The sequence below is a fragment of the Rhodanobacter sp. UC4452_H20 genome (assembly GCF_052978205.1).
Window position 1 is genome coordinate 3,265,879 of record NZ_CM129662.1, and the last position, 23,969, is coordinate 3,289,847.

The following is a 23,969-nucleotide window of genomic DNA, read 5'->3' on the forward strand; positions in this document are numbered from 1 at the left end:
GGTGTGCTCCTCAGACCTTTTCGCCGCGGGCACGCATGTCGGCAATCACGGCCTCGATGCCATTCTTGTCGATCGTGCGCAGGGCGTGGTTGGAAACGCGCAGCTTGATCCAGCGGCTTTCGCTGGGGACCCAGAAGCGACGCTCATGCAGGTTGGGCAACCAGCGGCGGCGGGTCTTGTTGTTGGCGTGCGAGACATTGTTGCCGCTCTGCACACCCTTTCCGGTGACTTGACATACACGGGCCATGACGACCTCCCAAGAATGGCTTCGGTTGAAGCCGTGATTGCCACCCGTTGGCCAGGGCGGCATCGGCCCAGCGACGCGGTGCGCCACGCAATGCCGGAGGTGTTGCATGGCCCGGTCGCGTGGGTCCGCATTGCGTGGCGGACCACCCGGAGAACCGGGCCGACATGAGGCGAGCCGCGCATTGTCGCAGAAACAAGCGGTTGGGCGCAATCCTCGGACGCCCGTTCAAGGGTGCGGATGGGTGCGCCAGACGGGGATGTATGGAACAATCAGCCTCTTTGCTTGACCGCCCGTCTTTGAGAGGACCACCCGATGGCACAAGAGATCAACAACGACCAGGCCAACGGCCAGGCCAGCCAGCCGCAGCTGGTGATGCAGAAGATCTACGTGAAGGACGTTTCCTTCGAGGCGCCCAACGCGCCGCAGATCTTCCAGGAGATCGACGAGAACGCGCAGCCGCAGGTGCAGCTGAACCTGGGCCAGAAGGCCAGCGATCTGGGCAACGACCTGTATGAAGTGGTGCTCAGTCTGACCCTGACCTGCACGGTCGGCCAGCGCACGGCGTACCTGGCGGAAGTGGAGCAGGCGGGCGTGTTCGGCATCGCCGGTTTCGGCGACACCGACAAGGCCGGCATCCTGGGCAGCTATTGCCCGAACCTGCTGTTCCCGTATGCGCGCCAGGTGATTTCCTCGATGGTGCTCGAAGGCGGCTTCCCGCCGTTCCTGTTGCAGCCGATCAATTTCGACGCGCTGTTCGCCGAACAGTTGCGCCGTGGTGCCGGTGGCGACGAAGCCCCGGTGATGCTCAACAGCTGAGCTTCGGGCATGCCTGACAAGCCGAAGCTGACCGTGCTCGGCGCGGGCTCCTGGGGCACGGCTCTGGCCGCGCTCGGCGCCCGCAACGGCGTACCCACCCGGCTATGGGGCCGCGATGCCGACGCGCTGGCGCAGATGGCGCAGCAACGCAGCAATGCGCGCTACCTGCCAGGCGTCACTATGCCGGAGGCGTTGGGCTACGAGGCGGATCTCGGCGCGGCCGTGCGCGGCGCCGATATCGTGCTGATCGTGGTGCCCAGCCATGCGTTCGCCGCGATGCTCGACGCACTCGCGCCGCTGCTCGACGCGGGCACCGCGATCGCCTGGGCGACCAAGGGCTTCGAACCCGGTACCGGGCGTTTCCTGCACGAACTGGTGGCGGAAAAGTTGCCGGGCCGGCCGGCGGCGGTCATCACCGGGCCGTCCTTCGCCAGGGAGGTGGCCACCGGTCTGCCCAGCGCGGTCACCGTGCATTCGGACGACGATGCCTTCGCGCAACAACTCGCCGGCCTGCTGCATGCGCCCAACCTGCGCGCGTACTCCGGCGGCGACGTGCTCGGCGCCGAGCTCGGCGGCGCGATGAAGAACGTGCTGGCCGTCGCCACCGGCATCGCCGACGGCATGAACCTGGGCCTCAACGCCCGCGCCGGCCTGATCACCCGCGGCATGAACGAGATGCTGCGCCTGGGCGTGGCGCTGGGCGCACGGCCGGAAACGCTGATCGGCCTGTCCGGCCTCGGCGACCTGGTGCTGACCTGCACCGGCGACCTCTCGCGCAATCGCCGGCTCGGCCTGGCGTTGGGCCAGGGCGTGGCGATCGACGAAGCGGTGCGCCGCATCGGCCAGGTGGTGGAGAGCATCCTCACCGCCGACGAAGTGGCGCGGCTGGCCGCCAAGCATGGCCTGGACCTGCCGATCAGCGCCGGCGTGCGCGCCGTGTTGCACGGCGAGGTCACCCCGGCCGAAGGGCTCAAGGCACTGATGGCGCGCGAGCAGAAGCCGGAATATCCGCACGGGCTGTTCGGCAACGACTGACGCAGGACCGGCGGCGGGTGCCGCGGCCGTCGCCGCATCCGGCACTCGCGCTGCTAAGCTCAAGCATTTGGTCGTTGCTACGGAACGCATGCGGATGCCGCAATCGGACGAGAAGCAGCGCGTCGCCGGCCCCCCGGCTGGCGACGACGACACCTTGCCGCCGGCCTGGCGGCGGCTGCTGGCTGCGCCCAAACCCGCGGCGAGTGAGGACGGTGGCGTACTCGGCTTCTTCGTCGAAGTGGTGCCCGAGGAGGGCGCGGCGTTCGCCCGCGTCGACGTGGCGCCGGTACTGCTCAGCGTGGTCGAGCACGGTCGCTACAGCCGCCCGGTGCCGCTGGACAGCCGCCACCTGGTGCAGACCCCGCTGCAGCCGCACGAGCAGCGCCTGGCCGCCAGCGTGCTGGGCCTGCCGCTGAGCGTGCGCAAGAGCCGCAGCTATGCCCGCCTTGGCGGCCACGTCGGCGACAGCCTGCTGGCCGAGGTGCTCGATACCGCGCCGTGCTTTCTCGGCGGCCTGGCCGGCCTGCGCCTGTCGCGCGGCAAGTCGCACCCGCTCAATTGGCACTGGCAGATGGAGGCCGACGGCAGCCAGCGCCTGCTGCCGCTGCTGCCCAACAGCCAGCGCCTGCTGCGCGTCGACGCGCTGTGGTACCTGGACGCCGAGCGCGCGACCCTGGGCCTGTTCGATGCGCCGGCCGAGGAAACCCAGTGGCTGGAGCTGCCGCCGCTGAAACACGAGCATGGCCGCCGCCTGCGCAGCAAGCTGCCGAACAGCCGGCTGGCCACGCGCGTGCCGCTGCCGCAGGTGTTCGGCGATCTCAAGCGCTCGCAGCTGGCGCCCAAGCCGGTGCTGATCCTGCACGCGCTGACCCGCCACGCGCGTCTGGCCGCCGGCACGCCGCCGCTGGGCTATGCGCGGCTGGCCTTCGATTATGCCGGCGAGCGTTTGCCCGGCCGCGGCGGCGAGCCGCTGGTGCGCCGCGTGCGCAATGGCCAACTGGTCGAGATCACCCGCCGCCGTGCCGAGGAACTCACCGCGATGGAGCAGCTCGAACGCGTCGGACTCACCCCCGGCGTGGATACCGAGGGGCTGCCGTGGGACGTGGCCGAAACCCTGCCCGAAGACGCCTGGCTGTTCCCCGGCGCCGGTTATGCCGGCGCACTGGAGGTCAACACGCCGGCGCGCTGGCTGGCGTTGCGCCCCAAGCTTGAGGAAGAAAATTTCCTCGTCGAGTACGCGCCCAGCTTCCCGTTCGAGGTGCTCGAAGGGCCGGTTCGCTGGTATGGCCAGGCGGCCGAGGACGTCGACGACCACGCCTTCGACCTGGAGATCGGCATCGAGGTCGATGGCCAGCGCCACAACCTTTTGCCCGCCGTGGCGCAAGCGCTGGCCGAGCACCAGTTGACCCTCAGCCCGGCGGCGAATGAGCCCGACGATGCGGTGTGGTACGCCCCGGTCGATGCGCGCCGGCGCGTACCGGTGCGCCTGCGCGAACTGCGCGGCCTGCTGGCGCCGTTGGCCGAATACCTGGAGAAGCCGCGCAAGTCACTGCACCTGCCGCGCGTGCAGGCCGGCCGACTGGAGGAACTGGCCGCCGCCATGCCCGCTGGCGGCACGCTGCAGGCAGCCGAGCCGCTGCTCGGTTTCGCCGCACGCCTGCGTGACGCCGCCGCGCGCGCCAGCGATGCCGTGCCCGAAGGGCTTGCCGCCGAACTGCGGCCCTACCAGCGCGAAGGCCTGCGCTGGTTGAACGCGCTGGCCGAGGCCGGCGTCGGCGGCGTGCTGGCCGACGACATGGGCCTGGGCAAGACCCTGCAGTTGATCACCCATCTGCTGTCGCTCAAGCACGGCGGGGCGCTGACCCAGCCCGCGCTGATCGTGGTGCCCACCAGCCTGATTCCCAATTGGCAGTCGGAGATCGCCCGCTTCGCGCCGATGCTCAAGGTGCTGACCTTGCATGGCCCGCAGCGCGCGGAAGAATTCGACCAGCTCGGCGCGCAGGACATCGTGCTGACCAGCTACGCCCTGCTGCCGCGCGATGTCGCCGCGCTGCGCCAGCAGCCGTTCGCGCTGATCGTGCTGGACGAGGCCCAGCAGGTGAAGAACCCGCGCACGCAGGCACGCCGCGCGCTGCTCAGCCTGCGCACGCCACGCTACCTGTGTCTCACCGGCACCCCGCTGGAAAATCACCTGGGCGAACTCTGGTCGCAGATCGACCTGGCCGTGCCCGGCCTGCTCGGCGACGAAGGCGCGTTCCGCCGCCACTACCGCGTGCCGATCGAGAAGCAACGCGACGAGGAGTGCCAGCAACGCCTGAACCTGCGCCTGGCGCCCTTCATCCTGCGCCGGACCAAGGCGCAGGTGGCGAAGGAACTGCCGCCGAAGACCGAGATCACCCGCCGCGTGGTGCTGGAAGGCCGCCAGCGCGAACTGTATGAAGGTCTGCGCCTGTCGCTGACCGAGGAGCTGCGCGAGGTGATCGCCCAGCGCGGCATCGCGCATTCGGGCATCGTGGTGCTCGATGCGCTGCTCAAGCTGCGCCAGGTGTGCTGCGACCCGCGCCTGGTGAAACTCGAGGCGGCGCGCGGCGTGCGCGAATCGGCCAAGTTCGAGCTGTTGATGGACATGCTGCCCGCGCTGCTGGACGAGGGCCGCAAGGTGCTGCTGTTCTCGCAGTTCACCGGCATGCTGAAACTGATCGCCGCCGAGCTCGACCGCCGCCGCATCCGCTACGTCACCCTCACCGGCGACACCCGCGACCGCGCCGAGCCGGTGCAGCGCTTCCAGGACGGCGAGGTGCCGCTGTTCCTGCTCTCGCTGAAGGCCGGCGGCGTGGGCCTGAACCTCACCGCCGCCGATACCGTGATCCACTACGACCCGTGGTGGAACCCCGCCGCCGAGGCGCAGGCCAGCGACCGCGCACACCGCATCGGCCAGGACAAGCCGGTGTTCGTGTTCCGCCTCATCACCAGCGGCACGGTGGAAGAGCGCATCGAGGAACTGAAACTGCGCAAGGCCGAACTTGCCGACGCCGTGCTCGAAGGCGGCGGCAGCCGCGAGAAACTGCGCTTCGACGAAGCTGACCTGGATGCGCTGCTGGCGCCGGAGTCGGTTTCGTAGCCAGCGTCCGGAACGCCCCGCCAGTCAACGCGATGACAAGGAAGAAATCGTGAAACATCGGACCCTCCGCACGTGGCGCAGTGCGTTCTTCATCATCTTGGCGTCGTGGCTCGCTGGCTGCGCCCATCAGGATGTCGGTGAGGTTCGCGGTTCCAGCGTGGAAACCTTCATCCCGGCCAACGCCGAAAGTTATGCCATGTCCGAAAACCAGGGCTTCGTCATCGGCGAGCCCCTGGCGCCGCTGCAGTTGCCCAATTACCCCGCGACGGCGGACGCGCCACGCGGTGAGGTGGTCGTCTGCCTGGAGGTGTCGATTGATCGAGACGGCCTCGTTTATGCCAGCGCACCACTGACGGGCCTGCCCGGTTGCCCGGCGAGGATCGGCGACGTTGCCGCCGAATTGATGCGCAGCGCCAGGCAGGCGACGTCGTCGTGGCGCTTCGCCCGGTCCCGGCGATGCACCTACCCGCAGGGATACGACGCTGCGCAGGCGCCGGGTTGCGACGGTCCGGTGATCAAGGTCGAATTCGTGCCGATCAGGCTGGCGTTCCGGTTTCGCTTCACGCGCAAGGCGGGCAGCACCGGCAACGTGACGATGGATCGCCTGCGCGGCTGAAACCCGCCGCGCTCGTCGGTATTCGCCGACGGCAACGTGTCGGGGCCGGGCGTCGGCGAGGGTTGAGCGCTTCCTTGTTCGTCTGGAAGCATGCCCACAGCGCGTCATCTGGTATCCATCGTCCCTTCGACCGGGCGCGCCCCATGAGCAGCTCCTTGGCTTTGGCGATTGCGCCCGCATCGCCGCTGGCCTCGGTGGCCTGCAACTCGCTGCGCGCCTCTGTATTCAAGACCCCGGCGGCAGCCGCGTGCGCAGCAGCGCGTCGACCGACTGCTGCCATTGCGGCGAGCCCGGGTTGGATTGCGGGGCTTCCTCGCCCAGTTTGCGCTGCACGGCCTGGTTCCACTCGGGGGAACCGGGGTCGGGGCCGTGGCCCTTGTCGCTGATGGCGAGCGACTGGTCGACCCAGGCCAGCCATTCCGGCGAGCCCAGGGCGGGGTTGGCGGGCGCCGTCTGCGCTTCGCCAGGGGCTGGCGGCGTGGGCGCGGGCGAGCAGGCGGCGAGCAGCAGGGCGAGCGGGAGGCTGGCGATGAGGCGACGCATGGGACGGCTCCGGAAGAGGGCGAGGCCGGTTCAGCCTAGCGCCCGACTTGTTGCCGGTGATTAACTTTTCATGATGCGCGCCGCGCCGGTTCAGTGAAGCGCGGCCGGCTCAATCGCGCGCCGCCACTTCGTCGATGTGGCGCAGCAGGTCGGCGGGGTCCTCGTACACGCGGAATGCACCGGACTGCTGCAGCTCGGCCTGGCCGTAGCCGCCGGAGAGCACGCCCACGCCCAGCGTGCGGGCGCGTTGCGCGGCAAGCATGTCCCACACGCTGTCGCCGATCACCAGCGATTGGCGGATGTCCACGCCGAGCCGCTCGGCCGCTTCCATGAACAAATCCGGGTCGGGCTTGGCATGGCGCACCTGGTCGCGCGTGACCACCGGCACCTTCGACGGATCGATGCCGAGCGCCTCCAGGTTGTGCCGGGCCGTTTCCATCCGCCCGCTGGTGGCGATTGCCCACGGGATGTCCTGCGCGCCGAGGTAGTCGAGCAATTCGCGCGCGCCGGGCAGCGGCCGCACCGCGCCTTGCGCATGCATGCGGTTGAACGCCTCGGCATGATGCTCGCGCATGCGATCCAGTCGCTCGGCAGTGATCGGCAAAGTCGTCTCGCGCAACAGCATGTTGGCGAACAGGCCGCCGCTCATGCCGATCTTGCGATGGATCCGCCACACCGAAATGTCCAGCCCCTCGGCGTCCAGCGCCTGCTTCCACGCCAGCACGTGCTGGTAGACGCTGTCGATCAGGGTGCCGTCCAGATCGAACAGGAAGGCGCCGTCACGCCGTGGCATGGCTGCTCTCGCGCCGCGGCAGCAATGGCCGGCCCGAGTCCAGCACGGCCAGCGCGGCGCCGCCGAGCAGCCCCGGTTCCGGGTTCATGATCGCCTGGGTCGGCACTTTTTCCATGATGTCGCGGAAGCGGCCCTTGGCTTCGAAGCGTTCGCGGAAGCGCCCGCGTTCCAGCCACGGCAGCAGCACCGGGATCAGTCCGCCGGTGAGGTAGACGCCGTCCCACGCGCCGAGCGTGAGCACCAGGTCGCCGGCCACGCTGCCGAAGATGCCGGCGAAGGTTTCCACCGTGCGCGTGCACAGCGGGCAGCTGTCGGCCTTGGCCCGGGCGGTGATGTCTTCGGGCTTCAGGTCGGCCGGTTGTGCGCCGACCATGTGGCAGATCGCGTCGTACAGGTTCACCAGGCCCTGGCCGCAGATCAGCCGCTCGTTGGAAACGCGACCGTACTTGTGGTTGAGGTAGTCGAGGATCGCGATGTCCTCCGGCGTGTGCGCGGCGAAGCCGGCGTGGCCGCCTTCGGTCTGCAGCACGCTGCAGTGACCGCCGCGCACCAGCAGGCCGCCCACGCCCAGGCCGGTACCGGGGCCGACGATGGCAAAAGTCTGTTCGTCCTCGGCACCGACCACCGGCCGCGGCACCGTGCCCACGTCGACCAGGTCGTCGCCGTGCAGCAGCGTCACCGCCATGCTCTGCGCGGCGAAGTCGTTGACCAGGTGCACATGCTCCAGGCCCAGCGCCTCGGCGGTCTGGTGGGCCGAGATCGCCCACGGATTGTTGGTGACCTTCACCGTCTCGCCGTCGACGATGCGTCCGGCCGCGGCGACGATGGCGCGCTTCACCGTCAGCCCCGTTTCGTCGAGGTACTGCCGGGCGGTGGCCACCAGCGAATCGTGCTCGGCAACCCGATAGCGCCGGATGCTGTCGGCCAGCAGCGGGCGCTCGCGCGAGGTGTCGGCCACGCCGAAGCGGACGTTGGTGCCACCCAGATCGACGAGCAGGGTGGGTACGCTGCGGGACGGGCTCATGTAGCTTCCTGCGGAAACGGAACAGCAAGCGTGCCGCCGTTGTGCCGCGTAGTCCAGCGTTTTGCATCCGTACGCGCCGGAATGGCGATGCCGGCGGGCCGCGGCTGCGTGCGGGGCAAAGGCGTAAAATAGAGGGCTGCCGACTTGCGAGTACCGCCATGAGCTTTCCCGCCACCCGCATGCGCCGCATGCGCCGCGACGCCTTCTCTCGCGCGCTGATGCGCGAGCACACCTTGCTGCCGAGCGACCTGATCATGGTCGCCTTCGTGATCGAGGGTGAGGGTCGGCGCGAAGCGGTGCCGTCGATGCCCGGCGTGGATCGGCTCTCGATCGACGAACTGCTGAAGCTGGCCGGCGAATGCGTGCGCCTGGGCATTCCCGCGCTGGCCCTGTTCCCCTCGCCCGGCGCCGGGGTGAAATCGCTCGACGCCGCCGAGGCGTGGAACCCCGACAACCTGATGCACCGCGCCACCCGCGCGCTCAAGGCGAAGTATCCGGAACTGGGTTTGATCGGCGACGTGGCGCTCGACCCGTACACCACCCACGGCCAGGACGGCCTGATCGACGAGCATGGTTACGTGATGAACGAGCCCACCGTCGAGGCGCTGGTGAAGATGTCGCTGGCGCAGGCCGCGGCGGGCATGGATATCGTGGCGCCGTCGGACATGATGGACGGCCGCGTCGGCACCATCCGCGATGCGCTGGAAGCGGCCGGCCACATCCACACCCGCATCCTCGCCTACTCGGCGAAATATGCCTCCGCGTTCTACGGCCCGTTCCGCGATGCGGTCGGTTCCTCGGCCAACCTCGGCAAGGGCAACAAGCACACCTACCAGATGGACGTGGGCAACAGCGACGAGGCCCTGCGCGAGGTCGAGCTGGACCTGCTCGAAGGCGCCGACATGGTGATGGTGAAACCGGGCCTGCCGTACCTCGACGTGCTGCGCCGGGTGAAGGACGCCTTCGGCGCACCGACCTTCGTCTACCAGGTCAGCGGCGAATACGCGATGCTCAAGGCCGCCGCGCAGAACGGCTGGCTGGACGAAAAGGCGGTGGTGCTCGAATCGCTGACCGCGTTCAAGCGCGCCGGTGCGGATGCGATCCTCACCTATTACGCTGTGGATGCGGCGCGGTGGTTGCGCGAGTAGCGGGCTTGCCTTTCCTCCGCTGAGGAACGTCTCCGGAAACGACGAATCGGGCTTGCCATGACGGGTCGCGGAAAATACCTGATGGCCTCTCTGGCGGTGCTGTTGATTGCCGTGTTCTGCTTGTGCACGGCGCTCGCGGTCTGGGGGCGCGTAACCGTCCGTATACGCGGGCCGGCGAACACGCATGCGGCGGTGGCACCTGCCCCGGCGGGTGCCGCGTCTGTTCCTGGTTATCTGGTGGAGACAACCGGGATCGACGAGACGGGTACGCATACCGATCGCTTTCTCCAGGAGCCTGACTATGTCCTTGCCGCGTTTGGCGGCCAACTGCTTGGAGCGGATCGCGGCGAGTGGGGCGGAGAACTCGTGTTTCGCGATGTGGGCGGTACGGTGCATCCGGTACTCAAGGGAAACGTGCGCGGCATCGTGAAGATGCCGTTCGGGCTGATCGTGCTCACCGGATTGAACCATCTGGGGAGCGGTGCCGGTGCCATTTTTCGCGTGGAGCAGCACCGCGATGGCGAAGTTGTCGCCACGCGGAAGTATTCCCTCCGCGGTGGCCCGAATGATGCGCGTTGGACAACCGACGGCGATCTGGTTTTCTCGATCCACTATGTGTCTCGTGATGGCTTGTTCAGACGAACGCGTATGCAATGCCTGTTGCTGGATCGCTCGGGTGACCTGCGAAGGCTGCCCTGCCTGATGGTTGGTGGATGACCGTTGAGGCAAAAGCGGCCATGGCGAGCTGCTTTCGATTTCCGGCATGTCAGGGGGCGTCGGAACATGGACTTTCGGTCGCTCGCGACAGCAGGGTTGCGTTCGCTCTTTGATGCGGTGCCTGCCCTCGCGTAAGCTGGCCGATGGGGCCGCACAGCGGCCACAGGGGCGAACGAGGATGGGGGCGTTGCAGGATCATCCGTTGACGAGCGACCGCGCCGCCGGCTTGCCGGCGGCGGCGCGGGCGTTGCTCGCGCGTGCTTCCGCAGCGCTGGATGCGCACGACCTGCCGGCTGCCGAGGCGGCGCTCGATGGCGTGCTGGCGATGCTGCCCGATTGTGCCGAGGCCTTGCGCATGCAGGGGCTGGTGCGGCACGTGCGCGGCGATTACGTGAGGGCGGTGGCCTTCCTGCAGCGGGCGCGGGCGTTGCTGCCGGACGACCCGCTGGTGCGCATGAACCTGGCCACGGCGCTGTTCGCCGCGGGCGAGCCTGCGACGGCAATGGCTGGCCTGGAGCGATGCTGTGCCAAGGCGCCGGACTTTGCGCCGGCGTGGTTCAACCTCGGCAAGATGTACATGCTGCAGCAGCGTCCGGCCGGGGCGATCACCGCCTTGCATCGCGCGCTGGATGCCGAGCCCGGCCACGTGCCGGCGCGGATGCTGCTGGCGCAGGCGCAGGCGAGCCTGGGTGCGTTGGGTCCGGCCGGCGACAGTTATCGTGCGGTGCTGCGCCTGCAGCCGGACCTGGCCGATGCCTGGGTCGGCCTCGCCGATCTGGAGACGGCGTCGTTCGGCGCGGCCGACGTCGCGCATCTGGAACAACTGCTGCGTTCGCCGCTGGCCAGTCAGCGCGCGCGGGTGTGCCTGGGTTTTGCGTTGACCCGCGCGCTGGAGGACCAGGGCGACTACGCCGGCGCATTTCGCGCGCTGCGCAAGGCCAATGCGCAGATGTACCGCGCGCTGGCCTGGAAGCCGGCCAAGTCCCGCGCGCAGGCGCAGGCGATGCGCCGGGTGTTCGAGACGCGGCGGACGGACGCCATCGATGCGCGGCTGGGCGAGGGCATGGTGTTCGTGGTCGGCATGCCGCAGGCCGGGTCGCTGCTGACCGCGCAGGTGCTGGCCGCGCATCCGGCAGTGGCGGTGGTCGACGAATCGGATGCGGTCGAAGAGGTGCTCAAGGCCGAAACGCAACGCCGGCAGCAGCCGCGCGTGCAGTGGATGACGCAGGCCACGCCGGCGGACTGGCAGCGACTGGGCCGGGATTACCTCGCCCGCGCCGAAGCGGCACGCGGACGCAAGGCCTGCCTGGTCGACCGCACGCCGGGCAACTGGCGGCTGGTCGGGGCGATCCTCGCGATGCTGCCGGGCGCGCGCGTGGTCGACAGCCGCCGCCGCGCGCTGGAAACCTGTTTCGCCTGCTACCGGCAGTTGTTCCTCGACCGTCACGAGTTCAGCTACGACCTCGACCACGTCACCGGCTACTGGAGCGATTACGACGCGTTGTGCCGGCACTGGCGGCAGCTGTATCCCGGCCGCTTTCTCGAACACCACTACGAGGCATGGCGTGCCGAACCGGCGTTGCAGACACGTCGCCTGCTGGCGTTCTGCGCGTTGCCGTTCGCGCCAGCCTGCGTGGACGTGCATGGCGGCGGCGAGCGCCATGCCGGCAGCGTGGACGCGTTGATGCGCCGGGACAGCGAGCGCTGCGCCGCCTACGGCGTGGAGCTGAAGCGGTTGCGCGCGTTGCTGGGGATGCGCGCCGCCGACGCGTGAATGGCGAGGGCGGCGATCAGCGTGTGCTCGACACCGGCGCCGACGTCGAAGCGCTGCCCGCCGGCGCCTCCGCCGGGCACTGCACCACGCGACGCGGCGTGCCCGGGCCCGGGGTTGCGAGCGGCTGGCCGATCGCGCCCATGCGCCGCGCCAGTGGCACCACCGCCTGGTTGAGGCGCCAGTCGTAGATCACGCTGAAGGCCATCACGCGGGCCACGTATTCGCGGGTTTCCTTGTACGGGATGGTGGCGACGAACAGGTCCGGCGCCAGCGTGCCGCGTTCGGCCAGCCACACGTCGACGCGGTTCGGCCCGGCGTTGTAGGCCGCGCTGGCGAGCCAGGTCGAGCCGTCGAAACGCTGCGCCATCTGCGCCAGGTAGCGCGTGCCCAGCGCGATGTTCACCACCGGGTCGTACAGGCTGGCAGCGCCGTCCCATGGCAGGCCGGCGGCACGCGCCACCAGCGCGCCCGTGGCCGGCAGCAGCTGCATCAGGCCGCGGGCGTCGGCGCCGGAACGCGCGTCGCTCATCCACGCGCTCTCGGCGCGCAGGATCGCGTACGCCCATGCCGGATAGATGCCGGCCTGCTCGGCCTGCGGCACCAGGCCGTCCTGGCTGGCCAGCGGGAAACGCAGGTCGTACAGGCGCAGCGCGTCGCCGCTGCTGAGCGTGAACACCGCGCGGTCGTACCAGCCACGCCGGTTGGCCAGGTCGGCGGCGAGGCGCTGGGTGGCCGCGTCGGTGCCTTGCAGCGCGCGGTTCCATTCGCGCCGGGCCAGTCGCGGCAGGTCCACCGCGAACAATTCGAACGCGCGCTGCAGGGCGGGTCGGGCCAGCAACTGCTGCTCGCGCTGCGGATCGTCGGCCAGGCTCAGCGGGCAGATGGCGTAGTCCTGATGCAGGCGGTCGGCGGCGAGGAAGCCGAAGTAGGTGGCCTGTCCGGCCAGCGCGGCGTATTGCCGTTGCGCGGCTGCGGCATCGCCGGTGGCGGCGAGCGCACGGGCGCGGAAGTACTGCCATTCGTCGCCCTGCTGCAGCGACGGCGGCATCGCCGCGATCGCCGCCAACACGGCCGGCCAGTTCATCCGAGCCAGCGCCACTCGCGCGCGCCATTCGCGGGTGCTGTCGTCCTGCGCGGCGGCGGGCAGCGCGACGAGACGGGCGAGCGCGTCGTCGTCGAAGTCGGTGGCGTGGAACAGCGCCAGCGCGCGCAGGATGTCGTTGCGCTGCGCGGTGTCGAACGTCAAACGCGGCTGCAACTGCCGCCACGCGTCGTCGGCGCGGTCCACGTCGCGCCGCGCCTGTCGCACCAGCGCCAGCGTCGCGGCCTGCCGCGCGCGCGGCGTGTCGCTCCACTGCAGGGCCTTGGCCAGCGCCGCGGCCGGATCGCGCAAGGCCAGTACCAGCTGCTGCGCGTCGGCCTGCTGGGCGGCGGGCAACCAGCTCGCCAGGCTGGCGATGGTGCCGGCCTGCCCGGCGTCGGCGGCGCGGTCGATGCGCGTCCACAACCCTGCGGCGGTGAGCAGGCCCTGGCGCTGCGCGGCATCGAGCACCGGGTCGCAGGCGTCGGGCAGGTTCGGCTGCGACCACAGCGCGGCGAGATCGCGATCGAAATCCAGCGTGGCACCTTGCGCGAGCCTGGCTTGCAGCGCGTCGCAGCTCAGCGTGTCGCCAAGGCCCGCCTGGTACAGGGCGAGAAAGCCGCTCCAATCCTGCCGCCGCGCCAGCTCGCGCAGGAAGCTGCGGCGCAGGTCGGCGGCGGGCAGCCAGTCCGGATACTGCGCGAGGTAGGCCTCGACGGTGGCGCGGTCGACGGTGCGGATGTCGTGCTCCAGCGCCGCCGCCTGCAGGTAGGGATACAGCGGGTAGTCGTGCAGCGTGCCGGCGAGGGCGCGCCAGTCGTCGCCCTGCTGGGCCGCCGCATAGGCCTGCTTGAACGTGGCGCGTTGCGCCGGCGTCGGCTCGGCGGCCTGCGCAAGGCCGGTGAACAGGCAGGCACCGGCCAGCAGCAGGCCGCCCGCGCGTGCCAGCCGGGGAGAGGTGAAAGCAGGCATGCGTACTCCGCGATTCGATCTGCCCGCAGTGTAGTGGAACGCCCGCGGCCGCTTGTGTGGACCGGGTGAACACATGGCGCGCCCTGCTAAGCTGGCACGCTGATTCGTCGCCATCCACGGTTTGCCGCATGTCATCCGAAGCTGCGCCTGTTGTCCGTCGGGAGCCTCTGGCGTGGCTGGCCTTGCTGCTGGCAGCCCTGGCATCGCTGTACGGCTGGTGGGCGATCGGCCGGCCGGTGGCGTTGCCCGATGCACCCACCTCGCGCATCGCCTGCGTGTCGTATGCACCGTTCCGGCTGGCGGGCGAGTCGCCGCTGGATGCCTCGGCCTTCGTCAGCGCCGAGCGCGTCGACGCGGACTTGCGCGCGCTGTCGCAGCGCTTCGATTGCGTGCGCACCTACTCGCAGGGGCAGGGCCTCAGCGCGGTACCGCGGATCGCCCGGCGCTATGGCATGAAGGTGCTGCTGGGCATCTGGCTGGGACATGATCCCGAGGCCAATGCCGAACAGATCCGCCTCGGCATCGCCACGGCGCGCGCCTACCCGGACGTGGTGCGTGCGGTGATCGTCGGCAACGAGGTGCTGCTGCGCGGCGAGCTGTCGTCGGCGCAGCTGGCGGCCGATTTGGCGCGTGTGCGCGAGGCGGTGCCCGAGCCGGTGACCTATGCCGACGTGTGGGAGTTCTGGTTGCGCCATCCCGAGCTGGCCGGCTCGGTGGATTACCTCACCATCCACGTGCTGCCGTACTGGGAAGACCGGCCGGTGCCGCCCGAGCAGGCGGTGCAGCACGTGGCGGCGGTGTACGCGAAGGTGGGCGCGGCGTTTCCGGGGCGGCGCGTGATGATCGGCGAGACCGGCTGGCCCAGCGCCGGCCGCCCGCGCCAGGCGGCCAGCGCCAGCGTGGTGGACGAGGCGCGCTACCTGCGCGACTTCCTGCGCTACGCGGAGGAAACCGGCCTGCCGTACAACGTGATCGAGGCGTTCGACCAGCCGTGGAAGCGCACGCAGGAAGGCACGGTGGGCGGCTACTGGGGCATTTTCGACGCGCAGGCGCAGCCGAAATTCGCGATGACCGGGCCGGTGGTCGAGATGGCGCGCTGGTGGCTGGGCTGGCTGGCCGCGGCGCTCGGTGGCGTGATCTTCGCGCTGGCCGGCGCATGGCGACGTCGCCGGAACGGCTGGCGCAAACGGCTGGCGCTGGGCCTGGCCGGCGTGGCCAGCGGCGGCGCCGTCGCCTGGCAGTGCCGACAGATGTGGTTTGCCTGCCGCAACCCGTGGGAGTGGACGATCTCGCTGGCCGCCTGCGTGCTGGCCGTGTTCACCGCGCTGCGGCTGGCGCGCTGGATTGCCGGGCGACTGGCCGGCACGCCGCGGCCGGGTGGCCCCGGCGGCTGGCGCACGCTGTGGCTGTTCGCGCTGGCGTATTACGGCCTGCTGCTGGTGTTCGACGGGCGCTATCGCGATTTTCCGCTGGGCCTGTTCGCGCTGCCGTGCGTGGGCCATGCACTGGCGGGGTGGCTGTCCCGCGCGAGCGAGCGGGCGCGGCCCACGCTGGAACAGCGCTTCCTTGCCGCGTGCCTGCCGCTGCTGGGCGTGGTCGTGGTCGCGCAGGAGGCCGGGCTCAACCCGACCGCGTGGTCATGGCTGGTGCTGAACCTGCTGCTTGCCTGGCCGGTCTGGCATGCGTGGCGCGCGGGCGTCCGCCTGCAGGCGCAGCAGGCGCAGGCTGCCCAGTAGCAAGGCCAGCGCGCCGGCCTCGGCGCCGTACAACTGCATGGCGAACACGCCCAGCGCCGCGGCCAGCCAGGCCAGCGACAGGCGCCGCAACAACCACGCCGGCAGCAGCGCGATGAGCGCGAGCGTGCCGTAGACGTGATGCAGGAAGCCGAGCACCAGCCACGTGCGCAGCGTGCACCACGCGGGGCCGTGGCCGCTGCCGCAGAGCTGCCCGATCGCGCTGGATTCGATCAGCCCGAAGCGCAGCGCGGTGGCGCCCAGGCCCACTGCCAGCAGCGCCAGCCACCATGCCGCCGCGCGCCACGGCAGCGAGGTCATCGGTGCTTCCGCTTCGTGTTGCGGCCGCCGACGCCGGCGGGCAGGCGGATTTCCGCGGCCACCGGCAGGTGGTCGGAGAACGCCTGCGGCAGCGTCCAGGTTTTCTCCAGCTGGATCGCCTCGGAGGTGAGGATGTGGTCCAGCGCCCGCCGCGGCTTCCAGCTGGGAAAGGTGGGCGTGGGCTGCGCCGGCGGCTGCAGGCTGCTCTTGTTGAACAGCTGGCGCATCTCCGCGCTGCCCGGTTCGGTGTTGAGGTCGCCCATCAGCACGGCGTGGCGGAAATCCTGCAGCAGCTCGGCGATGAAACCGAGCTGGCGCGCGCGCGCCGGGGCGCTCAGCGAAAGATGGGCAATCATCACCGCCAGCGCGTCTTCGCCTTCGCCGAACTGCGCCAGCAGCGCGCCGCGGCCGGGGATGCGGCTGGGCAGCGGGTAGTCCATCACCGAGGTCGGTTCGAGCCGGCTGATCAGGCCGTTGGCCGAATGCGCCAGCCGCGCCACCGGCCGGTTGGGCTGGTGGCTCCAGAACGGCAGGCCGGAGGTCTCGGCGAGGTAACGGGTCTGGTTGAGGAAGCCCGAGCGCAGGCTGCCGGCGTCGGCTTCCTGCAGGCCGATCACGTCGAAGCCGGCCAGCACCTCGGCCAGGCGGTCGAGGTTGTCCATCTTGCTGCGTCCGGGCAGCACCGCGTTGAGGCTGCGGGTCAGGTAGTCGCGGTAATGCGCCACGCTGGCGCCGGCCAGGATGTTGCAGCTGAGCAGGCGCAGGCGACGCTCGGCAGGTGCGGTGGCAGGGGTGGCGGCACGGTTCATGGCAGCACGCGGCAGAAGAGGGGAGCGGATGCCTTCAGCAGCCGGCCTGGCCACCCGCCCGAGCTGCAGCATGCGCGCCGCCGCGTGAACGCGACGATGGCGGCGCGATCCGCCGCCGCGCAGGGCCGCCTGGCGGGAGCTACTTGCCGGCCAGTTCGCGCTTGGCCAGCCACAGCGCCACCGCCAGCATGTGCTCGTGCGAGCGCACCGTGGCAACGACGTACTTGCCGTCGACCACCAGGGTCGGCGTGCCGTCGACTTGCCAGGTGCGCAGCAGGTCGAGGTCGCGCTTCATCTTCTCGGTGGTTTCCGGCGCCATCGCGATGCGCATGAACTCGTCGCGGTTGACCCCTTCGCGGGCGTAGAAATCGGCCAGCTCGTCCATCGAGTTGATCGGGTAATGCTCGCCGAACTTGGCCACGAACAGCTGCAGGTGAGTGCGCTCGACCACGCCCAGCTGCCTGGCCGCGTAATAGGCCCGCGCGAACGGCACCCATTGCTGGTTGAACGGCGCCGGCAGCAGCTTGAACTCGACCCCGGCCGGCAGCTCCTTGCGCAGCTTCTCGGCATCCGGCGCGAACTCCGCGCAGTGGATGCAGCCGTAGGAGAACACCTCGACCAGCTCGACCTTGCCCTCGCTGCTGTAGCGCTGGTGCGGGGCGGGCAGGGTGACGTAGTCGGTGCCCTCCGCGTACGGCGCCGGGTCGCTGGGCTGCGCGGTGCAGGCGCTGGCCAGCAGCAGGCTGGCGAGCAAGGCCAGGACGGGCAGGCGGGCGTATCGCTTGAACATCGGGTCGTTCTCCACGCGGATGGCGCCGGCGGCCTACTTGCCGGCCTGTTCCTTGGCGACCAGCCACTGGGTCAGCTCGATCGTCTGCGCATAGCCGCCGGCCGTGCTCGGTCCGTAGCGGTACTTGCCGTTGACGACCATCGAAGGCGTGCCGTCGATGCCGTACGCCTTGATCAGGTCGTCGGCGCGCTTCATCTTGGTGTTGACCGAGAACGAGTTGGCGACGGCGACGAATTCCTTCGGGTCCGCACCGAATTTCTGCGCGTAGAACTGCGCGATGTCCTCGATCGTGGGCCAGGCCTCCTTCGGCTTCAGCCCGCTGCCCTTGAGGTCGTAGGTGGAAATTTCGCCGGTCTTGAACGTGCCGTCGAACATCGCGTCGTAGCTCTTCTCGGCCAGGCCCAGCGCCTGCGCGGCGTAGTACGCGCGCTGGTAGACCACCCAGTTCTCGTCCGGGCGGAACGCCGCGGGCAGGTAATTCATCACCGCGCCGGCGGGCAGGCTCTTGCGGATCTGGTCGGCGGTGGTGTGGAACGCGTTGCAGGCCGGACAGCCGAAGGAGAACACCTCGGTCACCTCGACCTTGCCGGGGTGGCTGGTCGGCTGCGGCGGGTCGATCAGGAAGTAGTTCTTGCCCTCGACCCACTTGCCGTTGTCGACGAAGGGCACGGCCGGGGCGGCGGCGGTCGCGGCGCTTTCGGCGGGCGCGGGCGCGCTGTTGTCGTCGCCGGCGGGCGTGGCCGTGGCGGCGGCTGCCGTGCTGGCCGGCGCCGGCGTGCTGGCCGGGGCGGCCGGCGTCACCGAGGTCGCGGCTGCCGTGCTGGCGGGGGCCGGCGTGGCGGCCGGTTCGCCCTTGTCATGGCTGCAGGCGGCAAGCGCGAGCAGGGCGGCGCACAGGATCGGAAGACGCTTGAACATGACCACCTCGAATCGGTGAAACGGGAGACGCGCCGCGCGGGCGGTCAGGGCGTGGCGGCCGCCGCAGGCTTGCTCTCGGCGGGGTGCAGGCCTTCGATGTAGCTGGCCAGCGCGGCGATGTCCCTGGCGTCCAGCTTGGCGGCGATCGCGGGCATGATCTGCGAGCGGGTATCGGTGCCCCAACTGGCGCCGTCGTGCCATGCCTTCAGCGTGGCCTCCACGTACTGCGCATGCTGGCCGGCCAGCTGCGGATACATCGCGCCGGGGTTGCCGCGGCCGTCGATGCTGTGGCAGGCCATGCAGGCCGGGATGCCGCGCGTGCTGTCACCCTGGCGGAACAACGTTTCACCCTGCTCGACCAGCGCCTGGTCGGCCACGCCGGGGCGCGAGCTCTGGCTGGCGAAATAGGCGCCGAGGTCGTGCATGTCCTGCACCGACAGCGGCGTGGCCATGCCCAGCATGATCGGGTTCTGGCGCTGGCCGGATTTGAAATCGGTCAGCTGGCGCACGATGTACTGCTCGCTCTGCCCGGCCAGTTTGGGGTACTGCGCATCGGCGGAGTTGCCGTCCATGCCGTGGCAGGCGCCGCAGACCGCGGCCTTGGCCTGGCCGGCGGCGGCGTCGCCCGGCTTGACCGCCGCTTCGGCCACGCTGGCCGGCGCTGCTGCCGGCGCCGCGGCGCTCGCGGCGGCGGCGGGAGCCGGCGCCTCCTGGGCCATCACGGCCGTAGTGGAGAGCGCCAGCGCGAGAGCCAGGGCGGACCCGAACGCGGCGGGCCGAAAACCAGCGGAGCGAAAACTCATACACTTGACTCCCGAGAGACTTGCGAACACTGCCGACGGCGCACCGGAACGAAGCGGTGGGCAGAAACCGCAGAATTATCCCGTGCCATCCTACCTTGGTCAAACCGCTCCCATGCCGAATCCCCTCCAGGGCGCGCAGTTCATGCTCGCCGCGCACCGCCTCAGCCAGTTGCCCGCCGACGAGGGCGCCGAGGTGGCGTTCGCCGGCCGCTCCAACGCCGGCAAGTCCAGCGCGCTCAATGCGCTGACCAATCACAAGGGTCTGGCGCGCACGTCCAAGACGCCCGGGCGCACCCAGCAGATGGTCGCCTTCAGCCTGCCGTCGCCGCGCGAGGCCGCCGCGGCGCCGGTGGAAGCCGGCGCCGACCGGCGCCTGGTCGACCTGCCCGGCTACGGCTACGCCAAGGTGCCGCTGGACATGCGCGAACACTGGAAGCAGGAGATCGACGCCTACCTGCACCGTCGCCGCAGCCTGCGCGGCCTGGTGCTGATCGTCGACATCCGCCATCCGCTGAAGGAGTTCGACCGCCTGATGCTGCAGTTCTGCGCCGACACCGGCCTGCCCTGCCACGTGCTGCTGACCAAGGCCGACAAGCTCTCGCGCGGTGCCGGCACGCAGGCGCTGGCCGCCCTGCGCAAGCAATTTGCCGCCGAGGGGCTGCACGCCAGCGCGCAGGTGTTTTCCTCCTCCGCCGGCACCGGCGTGGACGAAGCGCGCGAAGCGGTGGCGAACCTGCTGCGACAGGCGCGCGCGGCGACCTGACCTGCGGCGCGCCGGCGCTCCCGCAGGGGCCGCCGTCAGCGCAGCCAGCGCTCGGCGAATTCGTCCGGTGGCAGCGGGCGACCGATCAGGTAGCCCTGGATGTAGTCGCAGCCCATGGCGACGAGCAGCGCGAGCTGAGTTTCTTCCTCGACGCCTTCCGCCACCACGCTGTAAGCCAGCGTCTTGGCCAGCGCGATGATGTGCCTGACGATTTCCTGCTGGCGCGGATCGCCGGAAAGCCCGCGGATGAAGGCCTGGTCGAGTTTGAGCACGTTGGCCGGGATGCGGGTCAGGTAGACCAGCGAGGAGTAACCGGTGCCGAAATCGTCGAGCGCGACGCCGATGCCCGCGGCGCGCAACGCCACGAGGGATTCCCGCACCTTGTGCGAGTCGTTGACGGCGGTCGCCTCCAGTATCTCGATCTCCAGGCGGTCGACGTCGAGCCGGTAGCGCCCCAGGGCGGCCTGCACCCGCTCCACGACGGACGTCCGTTCGAATTGCACCGGCGACATGTTGATCGAGACCGGGATCGCCGCCAGGTTGTCGTCCTGCCATTGCCGCATCTGCGCGCAGGCCCGATCGAGCACCCACTCGCCCAGCCATGCGCCCAGGCCCATTTCATCGAGCAGGTGCACGAAGGTGGCCGGCAGGACCAGGCCGCGCGTGGGCGACAGCCAGCGGACCAGCGCTTCGGCGCCGACGATCCGGCGCGTGCGGGCGTCGATCTTCGGTTGGTAGTGCAGCACCAGTTCGCTTCTCTCGACCGCCTTGCGCAGTTCCTGGGTCAGGTCGAAATGGATTTTCGAGGTGCGGGTGAACTCGCTCGAGTAAAACTGGAAGCCGCCCGGCTGTCCGCGCTTGGACTTGTACATGGCGGCGTCCGCCATCTGCAGCAGTTCATCGAACTGGCTGGCGTTCGCCGGGTACAACGCGATCCCCATGCTGGCGGGCGTGTTGATCTGGTGTTCGCTCACGGTGATCGGTTCGGCCAGGGCGGCGCGCAAGTCACGCAGCCGGCGGTCGAGCGTCGCGTGTTCCTCGCCGCGCACCAGATCCTGCACCAGCACGACGAACTCGTCGCCGCCCAGGCGGGCCAGCACGTCGTCCGGATGCAACTGCTGCTGGAGGCTCGTCGCACACTGGAGCAGGAGCTGGTCACCACTGGCGTGGCCGAGCGTGTCGTTGACCTGCTTGAAGTTGTCCAGGTCGATCAGGATCAGCGCGGCGGCGGTCTGCTCGCGTTGCGCCCGCTCGATGGCCTGTTCGCAGCGCTCGCGCAGCAGCACCCGGTTCGGCAGGTCGGTCAGTGCATCGTAATGGGCCTGGTGATGGAGTCTTTCCTCCTGCGCCAGGCTGGACAGCGCGATGCCGATGCGGTCGGCAAGTGCCCGGCCACCCCGGACGGCGGTGTCGATCTGCTCGGGCAAGCCCAGGTATGCCAGCAGCAGCACCTGATGCAGGCAGTCGTCATGGCGGACCGGGAACGCAAGCAGGTGCGCGGGCAGCGCAGAGCCGAGCCGTCGCAGGAACTCCTCCGGCAGATGCGCTGGTGACAGGATGCATGCCGGTTGCGCGTGGCTCAGCGCGTCGAGCCCGAACCTGACGGTTGCCGTGCGCAGGCAAACGCCCGCGTGCGCGGGGTCATGCGTCAGCAGGTAGTAACCCGCCTCGCCGTCGCGCACCAGCAGGCCGGCGCCGTCGCTGGGGATGGCCTTGCGGATGTGGCCGAGCACCTCGCTGGCGACATGCTCCATGCGCGAGGCGCTGATGATGGCGCGGTCGAGGTCGCTCAGCAGGGCGAGCATGTGGAACCGCGATTCCAGGTTCATCGCCATGTCGTTGAACGTGCGCCCCAGTTCGGCGAACTCGTCGTTGCCGGCCAGTTGCAGGCGCGCCGTCAGGTCGCCGGCCGCGAGGCGGCGGGTGAGTCCGGTCAGCTGGTCGAGCGGCTTCATCTGGTGGCGAATCTGGCGCATGGCGAGCGCCGCGGCGACGGCCAGCGCCAGCAGCACGATGATCGGAAACAGATGGCGGAAATCCTCCAGCCGGCGCAGCGCGTCGGCTCGCGAGGTGGCCTGCATGACGACGAAGCCCGGGCTGTCGAGCGCGGGCAGAAACTTGAGCCGCCACAGCCCCACCAGCAGGTCCTCGCCCGAGGCATGCCATGGCACGGTGCCGCCGGTGCCGTTGCCGAGCGCCGACTCCAGCATGTGCCGGTCCAGCGGGGCGAGGCCGGGCGTGCAGAACATGGCGACGTAGTCGGCATCGAGGATGCAGTAGCGCTCGGGTGCGGAGTCGTTGCGCCACAGCGGAGCGGTCGCGATCTCGCCCACCAGGACTTGGCTGCGGGACGCGGACGGAACCAGCAATTGCACGGGGTGGCCGGCGGCCATTCGCAGGATGCTCTTGCCGCGCGCCAGGCGGGCCTGCTGTGGCGCCGTCAAGTCGCGCGAGGGCTGCAGCGAGGTCGCGCTGAAACCGAGTTTCGCTGCCGCCGATGCGTCGCCGATGTGCTCGGCGGGAAGCTTTCGAAGGTCGCTCGCGCGGGCGTTGAGCAGCTCGATCAGGCTCATGCCGAACGATTTGCTGTCGGCCCGAAGTTGCTGGTACGCCGAGTCCAGCAGCAGCGCGCTGACCTCGTGGTAGACGTACCAGGCCATGCCGCTCATGGGGATCAGTGCGGCCAGGAGAAACTGCAGGGTGAGGCGTCGACTGACCTTGCCGGGCAGGTAAATGCGCATCGTCGCGCCTAGAAATCCTGCGCCGTGCCGATGTAACTGCCGTTGCCCGCGCGCACGATGTCGTCGCGCGCGAAGCGTCCGGTCAACTGGGTCTGCGTACGGCCATCCGGTCCGGTGCTGTACAGGTCGAAGTCGGTGTTGATCGGATTCATGTTCCGGTCGCGGCGGACCTGGCCCGTTTTGGGCGGCGGATCGGTGTCGATCGGCAGATACCGGTACGGGTTGCCCCATGGATCGAGCGCCGGTTCGCTGATGCCGATCTCGGCCAGAGTGGCGGGATAGGTCCCCGACTGGGCGTGGTAGGTCTCCAGCGCCAGCGAGGTGGTGGTCATGAAGGCCGCGACTTCATTCGCCTTGACGCGGTTGCCGTACCGCGCATAGATCGGCATCGCCATGGCGACGAGCAGCCCCATGATGACGACTGCAATCATCATCTCGACCAGCGTGAACCCGGCGCTTGGCGTGGGCAGTCTCTTGTTCATGGCTACGGGTGGAGTGTTCGCGAGGCGCACCGAGCGGCAACGCCGGGATTCGGCAAATCGCCGGGCCCCTCATCGTTAGCGGCACGGGAGGATTGCGCTTGAGCGCCATGACGACGGGCGGGCAAGCGGCGCGCGACCACGCCCGGCGGGCGGTCACGCGCGCCGGGTCATCGCGAACCGATCAGGGCGTGACGACATCCATGAACACCGCGCACAGCGCTTCCATGCCGGCGCGGTCGTCCTCGTCGAAGCGATCGGTCACCGGGCTGTCGACGTCCCACACGCCGAGCAGCGAACCATCGCGGCGAACCAGCGGCACCACGATCTCCGATTGCGAGGCCGAGTCGCAGTAGATGTGGTTGGGGTGCGTGCTGACGTCGCGCACCAGCTGGGTCTGGCGCTCGCTCGCGGCGGTGCCGCAGACGCCACGGCCGAGCGCGATGCGGATGCATGCCGGCTTGCCCTGGAACGGGCCGACCACCAGCTCGGTGCCGTCGAACAGGTAGAACCCGGCCCAGTTCAATTGCGGCAGGCCGTGGTAGACCAGCGCGCTGAAATTGGCCGCGTTGGCGATCAGGTCCGGCTCGCCCTGCAGCAGGCCGCGCGCCTGCTGCACCAGGTGCTCATAGTGCTCCTGCTTGCTGGCGAAGGTGGGGGTCTCGAGCTCGAACATGCGAAGTCATCCGGCGGCAAAGGCGTATTATGCGCGCCCTCGCCACGGA

General features: G+C 69.7%; 22 protein-coding genes. 9 read left to right on the forward strand and 13 right to left on the reverse strand.

Annotated features, from left to right (window positions below; all coding sequences use genetic code 11):
* Positions 1-10 precede the first annotated feature (10 nt).
* Positions 11-247, reverse strand: a complete 237-nt coding sequence (gene rpmB, locus ACVCMC_RS15125) for a 50S ribosomal protein L28 (RefSeq protein WP_136258932.1) — start codon at positions 245-247, stop codon at positions 11-13.
* A 312-nt stretch (positions 248-559) separates the two neighbouring features.
* Here rpmB and secB point away from each other — a divergent pair, with 312 nt between their 5' ends.
* The 4 genes from secB to ACVCMC_RS15145 all read left to right on the forward strand — a co-directional run bounded on the left by secB (position 560) and on the right by ACVCMC_RS15145 (position 5,835).
* Positions 560-1,063 carry a protein-export chaperone SecB gene (secB, locus tag ACVCMC_RS15130; RefSeq protein WP_395120425.1) on the forward strand — a complete coding sequence of 168 codons (504 nt, stop codon included), beginning with the start codon at positions 560-562 and terminating at the stop codon, positions 1,061-1,063.
* A 9-nt stretch (positions 1,064-1,072) separates the two neighbouring features.
* The gene (locus ACVCMC_RS15135; RefSeq protein ID WP_395120424.1) at positions 1,073-2,098 is read left to right on the forward strand and encodes an NAD(P)H-dependent glycerol-3-phosphate dehydrogenase; all 1,026 of its coding nucleotides are present in this window, start codon (positions 1,073-1,075) and stop codon (positions 2,096-2,098) included.
* Positions 2,099-2,192: 94 nt separating this feature from the next.
* Positions 2,193-5,219 carry a DEAD/DEAH box helicase gene (locus ACVCMC_RS15140; RefSeq protein WP_447097893.1) on the forward strand — a complete coding sequence of 1,009 codons (3,027 nt, stop codon included), beginning with the start codon at positions 2,193-2,195 and terminating at the stop codon, positions 5,217-5,219.
* A 49-nt stretch (positions 5,220-5,268) separates the two neighbouring features.
* Entirely contained in the window at positions 5,269-5,835 is a 567-nt protein-coding gene (locus ACVCMC_RS15145; RefSeq protein ID WP_447097894.1) for a hypothetical protein, read from the forward strand.
* Between the two features lie 225 nt (positions 5,836-6,060).
* On the opposite strand, the gene ACVCMC_RS15150 is transcribed toward ACVCMC_RS15145, so the two are convergent.
* The 3 genes from ACVCMC_RS15150 to glk form a co-directional block, all read right to left on the reverse strand.
* Positions 6,061-6,378, reverse strand: a complete 318-nt coding sequence (locus ACVCMC_RS15150; protein ID WP_447097895.1) for a hypothetical protein — start codon at positions 6,376-6,378, stop codon at positions 6,061-6,063.
* 109 nt (positions 6,379-6,487) lie between these two features.
* A complete protein-coding gene (locus ACVCMC_RS15155; protein ID WP_395120418.1) occupies positions 6,488-7,171 on the reverse strand; it encodes an HAD family hydrolase in 684 nt (227 codons plus the stop codon).
* A complete protein-coding gene (glk, locus tag ACVCMC_RS15160; protein WP_395120417.1) occupies positions 7,158-8,195 on the reverse strand; it encodes a glucokinase in 1,038 nt (345 codons plus the stop codon). Before glk ends, ACVCMC_RS15155 begins: the two co-directional genes overlap by 14 nt.
* Positions 8,196-8,353: 158 nt before the next feature.
* Here glk and hemB point away from each other — a divergent pair, with 158 nt between their 5' ends.
* From hemB to ACVCMC_RS15175, 3 genes are all read left to right on the forward strand, one after another.
* A complete protein-coding gene (hemB, locus tag ACVCMC_RS15165) occupies positions 8,354-9,343 on the forward strand; it encodes a porphobilinogen synthase (RefSeq protein ID WP_447097896.1) in 990 nt (329 codons plus the stop codon).
* Between the two features lie 81 nt (positions 9,344-9,424).
* Positions 9,425-10,060 (forward strand): hypothetical protein, encoded by a 636-nt coding sequence (locus tag ACVCMC_RS15170; protein WP_447097897.1) that lies wholly within the window; start codon positions 9,425-9,427, stop codon positions 10,058-10,060.
* A 202-nt stretch (positions 10,061-10,262) separates the two neighbouring features.
* Entirely contained in the window at positions 10,263-11,834 is a 1,572-nt protein-coding gene (locus ACVCMC_RS15175; protein WP_447097898.1) for a sulfotransferase, read from the forward strand.
* Positions 11,835-11,850: 16 nt separating this feature from the next.
* Here ACVCMC_RS15175 and ACVCMC_RS15180 read toward each other — a convergent pair whose 3' ends face one another.
* Positions 11,851-13,887: a transglycosylase SLT domain-containing protein gene (locus ACVCMC_RS15180; RefSeq protein WP_447097899.1), complete on the reverse strand. Its 2,037-nt coding sequence runs from the start codon at positions 13,885-13,887 to the stop codon at positions 11,851-11,853.
* A 128-nt stretch (positions 13,888-14,015) separates the two neighbouring features.
* On the opposite strand from ACVCMC_RS15180, the gene ACVCMC_RS15185 reads away from it, so the two are divergent.
* Positions 14,016-15,623 carry a glycoside hydrolase family 17 protein gene (locus ACVCMC_RS15185; RefSeq protein WP_447097900.1) on the forward strand — a complete coding sequence of 536 codons (1,608 nt, stop codon included), beginning with the start codon at positions 14,016-14,018 and terminating at the stop codon, positions 15,621-15,623.
* Here ACVCMC_RS15185 and ACVCMC_RS15190 read toward each other — a convergent pair.
* The 5 genes from ACVCMC_RS15190 to ACVCMC_RS15210 all read right to left on the reverse strand — a co-directional run bounded on the left by ACVCMC_RS15190 (position 15,525) and on the right by ACVCMC_RS15210 (position 19,261).
* Entirely contained in the window at positions 15,525-15,941 is a 417-nt protein-coding gene (locus ACVCMC_RS15190; RefSeq protein WP_395120410.1) for a hypothetical protein, read from the reverse strand. The two genes, ACVCMC_RS15185 and ACVCMC_RS15190, sit on opposite strands and share 99 nt — an antisense overlap.
* The gene (locus tag ACVCMC_RS15195) at positions 15,938-16,750 is read right to left on the reverse strand and encodes an endonuclease/exonuclease/phosphatase family protein (RefSeq protein WP_447097901.1); all 813 of its coding nucleotides are present in this window, start codon (positions 16,748-16,750) and stop codon (positions 15,938-15,940) included. Before ACVCMC_RS15195 ends, ACVCMC_RS15190 begins: the two co-directional genes overlap by 4 nt.
* A 139-nt stretch (positions 16,751-16,889) precedes the next feature.
* The gene (locus tag ACVCMC_RS15200; protein ID WP_447097902.1) at positions 16,890-17,540 is read right to left on the reverse strand and encodes a thiol:disulfide interchange protein DsbA/DsbL; all 651 of its coding nucleotides are present in this window, start codon (positions 17,538-17,540) and stop codon (positions 16,890-16,892) included.
* Between the two features lie 33 nt (positions 17,541-17,573).
* Entirely contained in the window at positions 17,574-18,458 is an 885-nt protein-coding gene (locus ACVCMC_RS15205; protein ID WP_447097903.1) for a thiol:disulfide interchange protein DsbA/DsbL, read from the reverse strand.
* A 44-nt stretch (positions 18,459-18,502) separates the two neighbouring features.
* Positions 18,503-19,261 (reverse strand): c-type cytochrome, encoded by a 759-nt coding sequence (locus ACVCMC_RS15210; RefSeq protein ID WP_395120406.1) that lies wholly within the window; start codon positions 19,259-19,261, stop codon positions 18,503-18,505.
* 112 nt (positions 19,262-19,373) lie between these two features.
* Between ACVCMC_RS15210 and yihA the strand changes: the two genes are divergently transcribed.
* The gene (gene yihA, locus ACVCMC_RS15215) at positions 19,374-20,024 is read left to right on the forward strand and encodes a ribosome biogenesis GTP-binding protein YihA/YsxC (protein WP_447097904.1); all 651 of its coding nucleotides are present in this window, start codon (positions 19,374-19,376) and stop codon (positions 20,022-20,024) included.
* 35 nt (positions 20,025-20,059) lie between these two features.
* Here yihA and ACVCMC_RS15220 read toward each other — a convergent pair whose 3' ends face one another.
* From ACVCMC_RS15220 to ACVCMC_RS15230, 3 genes are all read right to left on the reverse strand, one after another.
* The gene (locus tag ACVCMC_RS15220; protein WP_447097905.1) at positions 20,060-22,765 is read right to left on the reverse strand and encodes a putative bifunctional diguanylate cyclase/phosphodiesterase; all 2,706 of its coding nucleotides are present in this window, start codon (positions 22,763-22,765) and stop codon (positions 20,060-20,062) included.
* A gap of 8 nt (positions 22,766-22,773) precedes the next feature.
* Positions 22,774-23,277, reverse strand: a complete 504-nt coding sequence (locus ACVCMC_RS15225) for a prepilin-type N-terminal cleavage/methylation domain-containing protein (RefSeq protein WP_447097906.1) — start codon at positions 23,275-23,277, stop codon at positions 22,774-22,776.
* Between the two features lie 151 nt (positions 23,278-23,428).
* Complete coding sequence (locus ACVCMC_RS15230; RefSeq protein ID WP_395120402.1) at positions 23,429-23,920, reverse strand: GAF domain-containing protein; 492 nt, start codon at positions 23,918-23,920, stop codon at positions 23,429-23,431.
* Positions 23,921-23,969 lie beyond the last annotated feature (49 nt).

Excerpts from the sequence above, each read along its gene's own strand:
- rpmB (WP_136258932.1), bottom strand. The coding sequence starts at position 247 with ATGGCCCGTGTATGTCAAGTCACCGGAAAGGGTGTGCAGAGCGGCAAC.
- secB (WP_395120425.1), top strand. The coding sequence starts at position 560 with ATGGCACAAGAGATCAACAACGACCAGGCCAACGGCCAGGCCAGCCAG.
- ACVCMC_RS15135 (WP_395120424.1), top strand. The coding sequence starts at position 1,073 with ATGCCTGACAAGCCGAAGCTGACCGTGCTCGGCGCGGGCTCCTGGGGC.
- ACVCMC_RS15140 (WP_447097893.1), top strand. The coding sequence starts at position 2,193 with ATGCCGCAATCGGACGAGAAGCAGCGCGTCGCCGGCCCCCCGGCTGGC.
- ACVCMC_RS15150 (WP_447097895.1), bottom strand. The coding sequence starts at position 6,378 with ATGCGTCGCCTCATCGCCAGCCTCCCGCTCGCCCTGCTGCTCGCCGCC.
- ACVCMC_RS15155 (WP_395120418.1), bottom strand. The coding sequence starts at position 7,171 with ATGCCACGGCGTGACGGCGCCTTCCTGTTCGATCTGGACGGCACCCTG.
- glk (WP_395120417.1), bottom strand. The coding sequence starts at position 8,195 with ATGAGCCCGTCCCGCAGCGTACCCACCCTGCTCGTCGATCTGGGTGGC.
- hemB (WP_447097896.1), top strand. The coding sequence starts at position 8,354 with ATGAGCTTTCCCGCCACCCGCATGCGCCGCATGCGCCGCGACGCCTTC.
- ACVCMC_RS15170 (WP_447097897.1), top strand. The coding sequence starts at position 9,425 with ATGGCCTCTCTGGCGGTGCTGTTGATTGCCGTGTTCTGCTTGTGCACG.
- ACVCMC_RS15180 (WP_447097899.1), bottom strand. The coding sequence starts at position 13,887 with ATGCCTGCTTTCACCTCTCCCCGGCTGGCACGCGCGGGCGGCCTGCTG.
- ACVCMC_RS15185 (WP_447097900.1), top strand. The coding sequence starts at position 14,016 with ATGTCATCCGAAGCTGCGCCTGTTGTCCGTCGGGAGCCTCTGGCGTGG.
- ACVCMC_RS15190 (WP_395120410.1), bottom strand. The coding sequence starts at position 15,941 with ATGACCTCGCTGCCGTGGCGCGCGGCGGCATGGTGGCTGGCGCTGCTG.
- ACVCMC_RS15195 (WP_447097901.1), bottom strand. The coding sequence starts at position 16,750 with ATGAACCGTGCCGCCACCCCTGCCACCGCACCTGCCGAGCGTCGCCTG.
- ACVCMC_RS15200 (WP_447097902.1), bottom strand. The coding sequence starts at position 17,540 with ATGTTCAAGCGATACGCCCGCCTGCCCGTCCTGGCCTTGCTCGCCAGC.
- ACVCMC_RS15205 (WP_447097903.1), bottom strand. The coding sequence starts at position 18,458 with ATGTTCAAGCGTCTTCCGATCCTGTGCGCCGCCCTGCTCGCGCTTGCC.
- ACVCMC_RS15210 (WP_395120406.1), bottom strand. The coding sequence starts at position 19,261 with ATGAGTTTTCGCTCCGCTGGTTTTCGGCCCGCCGCGTTCGGGTCCGCC.
- yihA (WP_447097904.1), top strand. The coding sequence starts at position 19,374 with ATGCCGAATCCCCTCCAGGGCGCGCAGTTCATGCTCGCCGCGCACCGC.
- ACVCMC_RS15220 (WP_447097905.1), bottom strand. The coding sequence starts at position 22,765 with ATGCGCATTTACCTGCCCGGCAAGGTCAGTCGACGCCTCACCCTGCAG.
- ACVCMC_RS15230 (WP_395120402.1), bottom strand. The coding sequence starts at position 23,920 with ATGTTCGAGCTCGAGACCCCCACCTTCGCCAGCAAGCAGGAGCACTAT.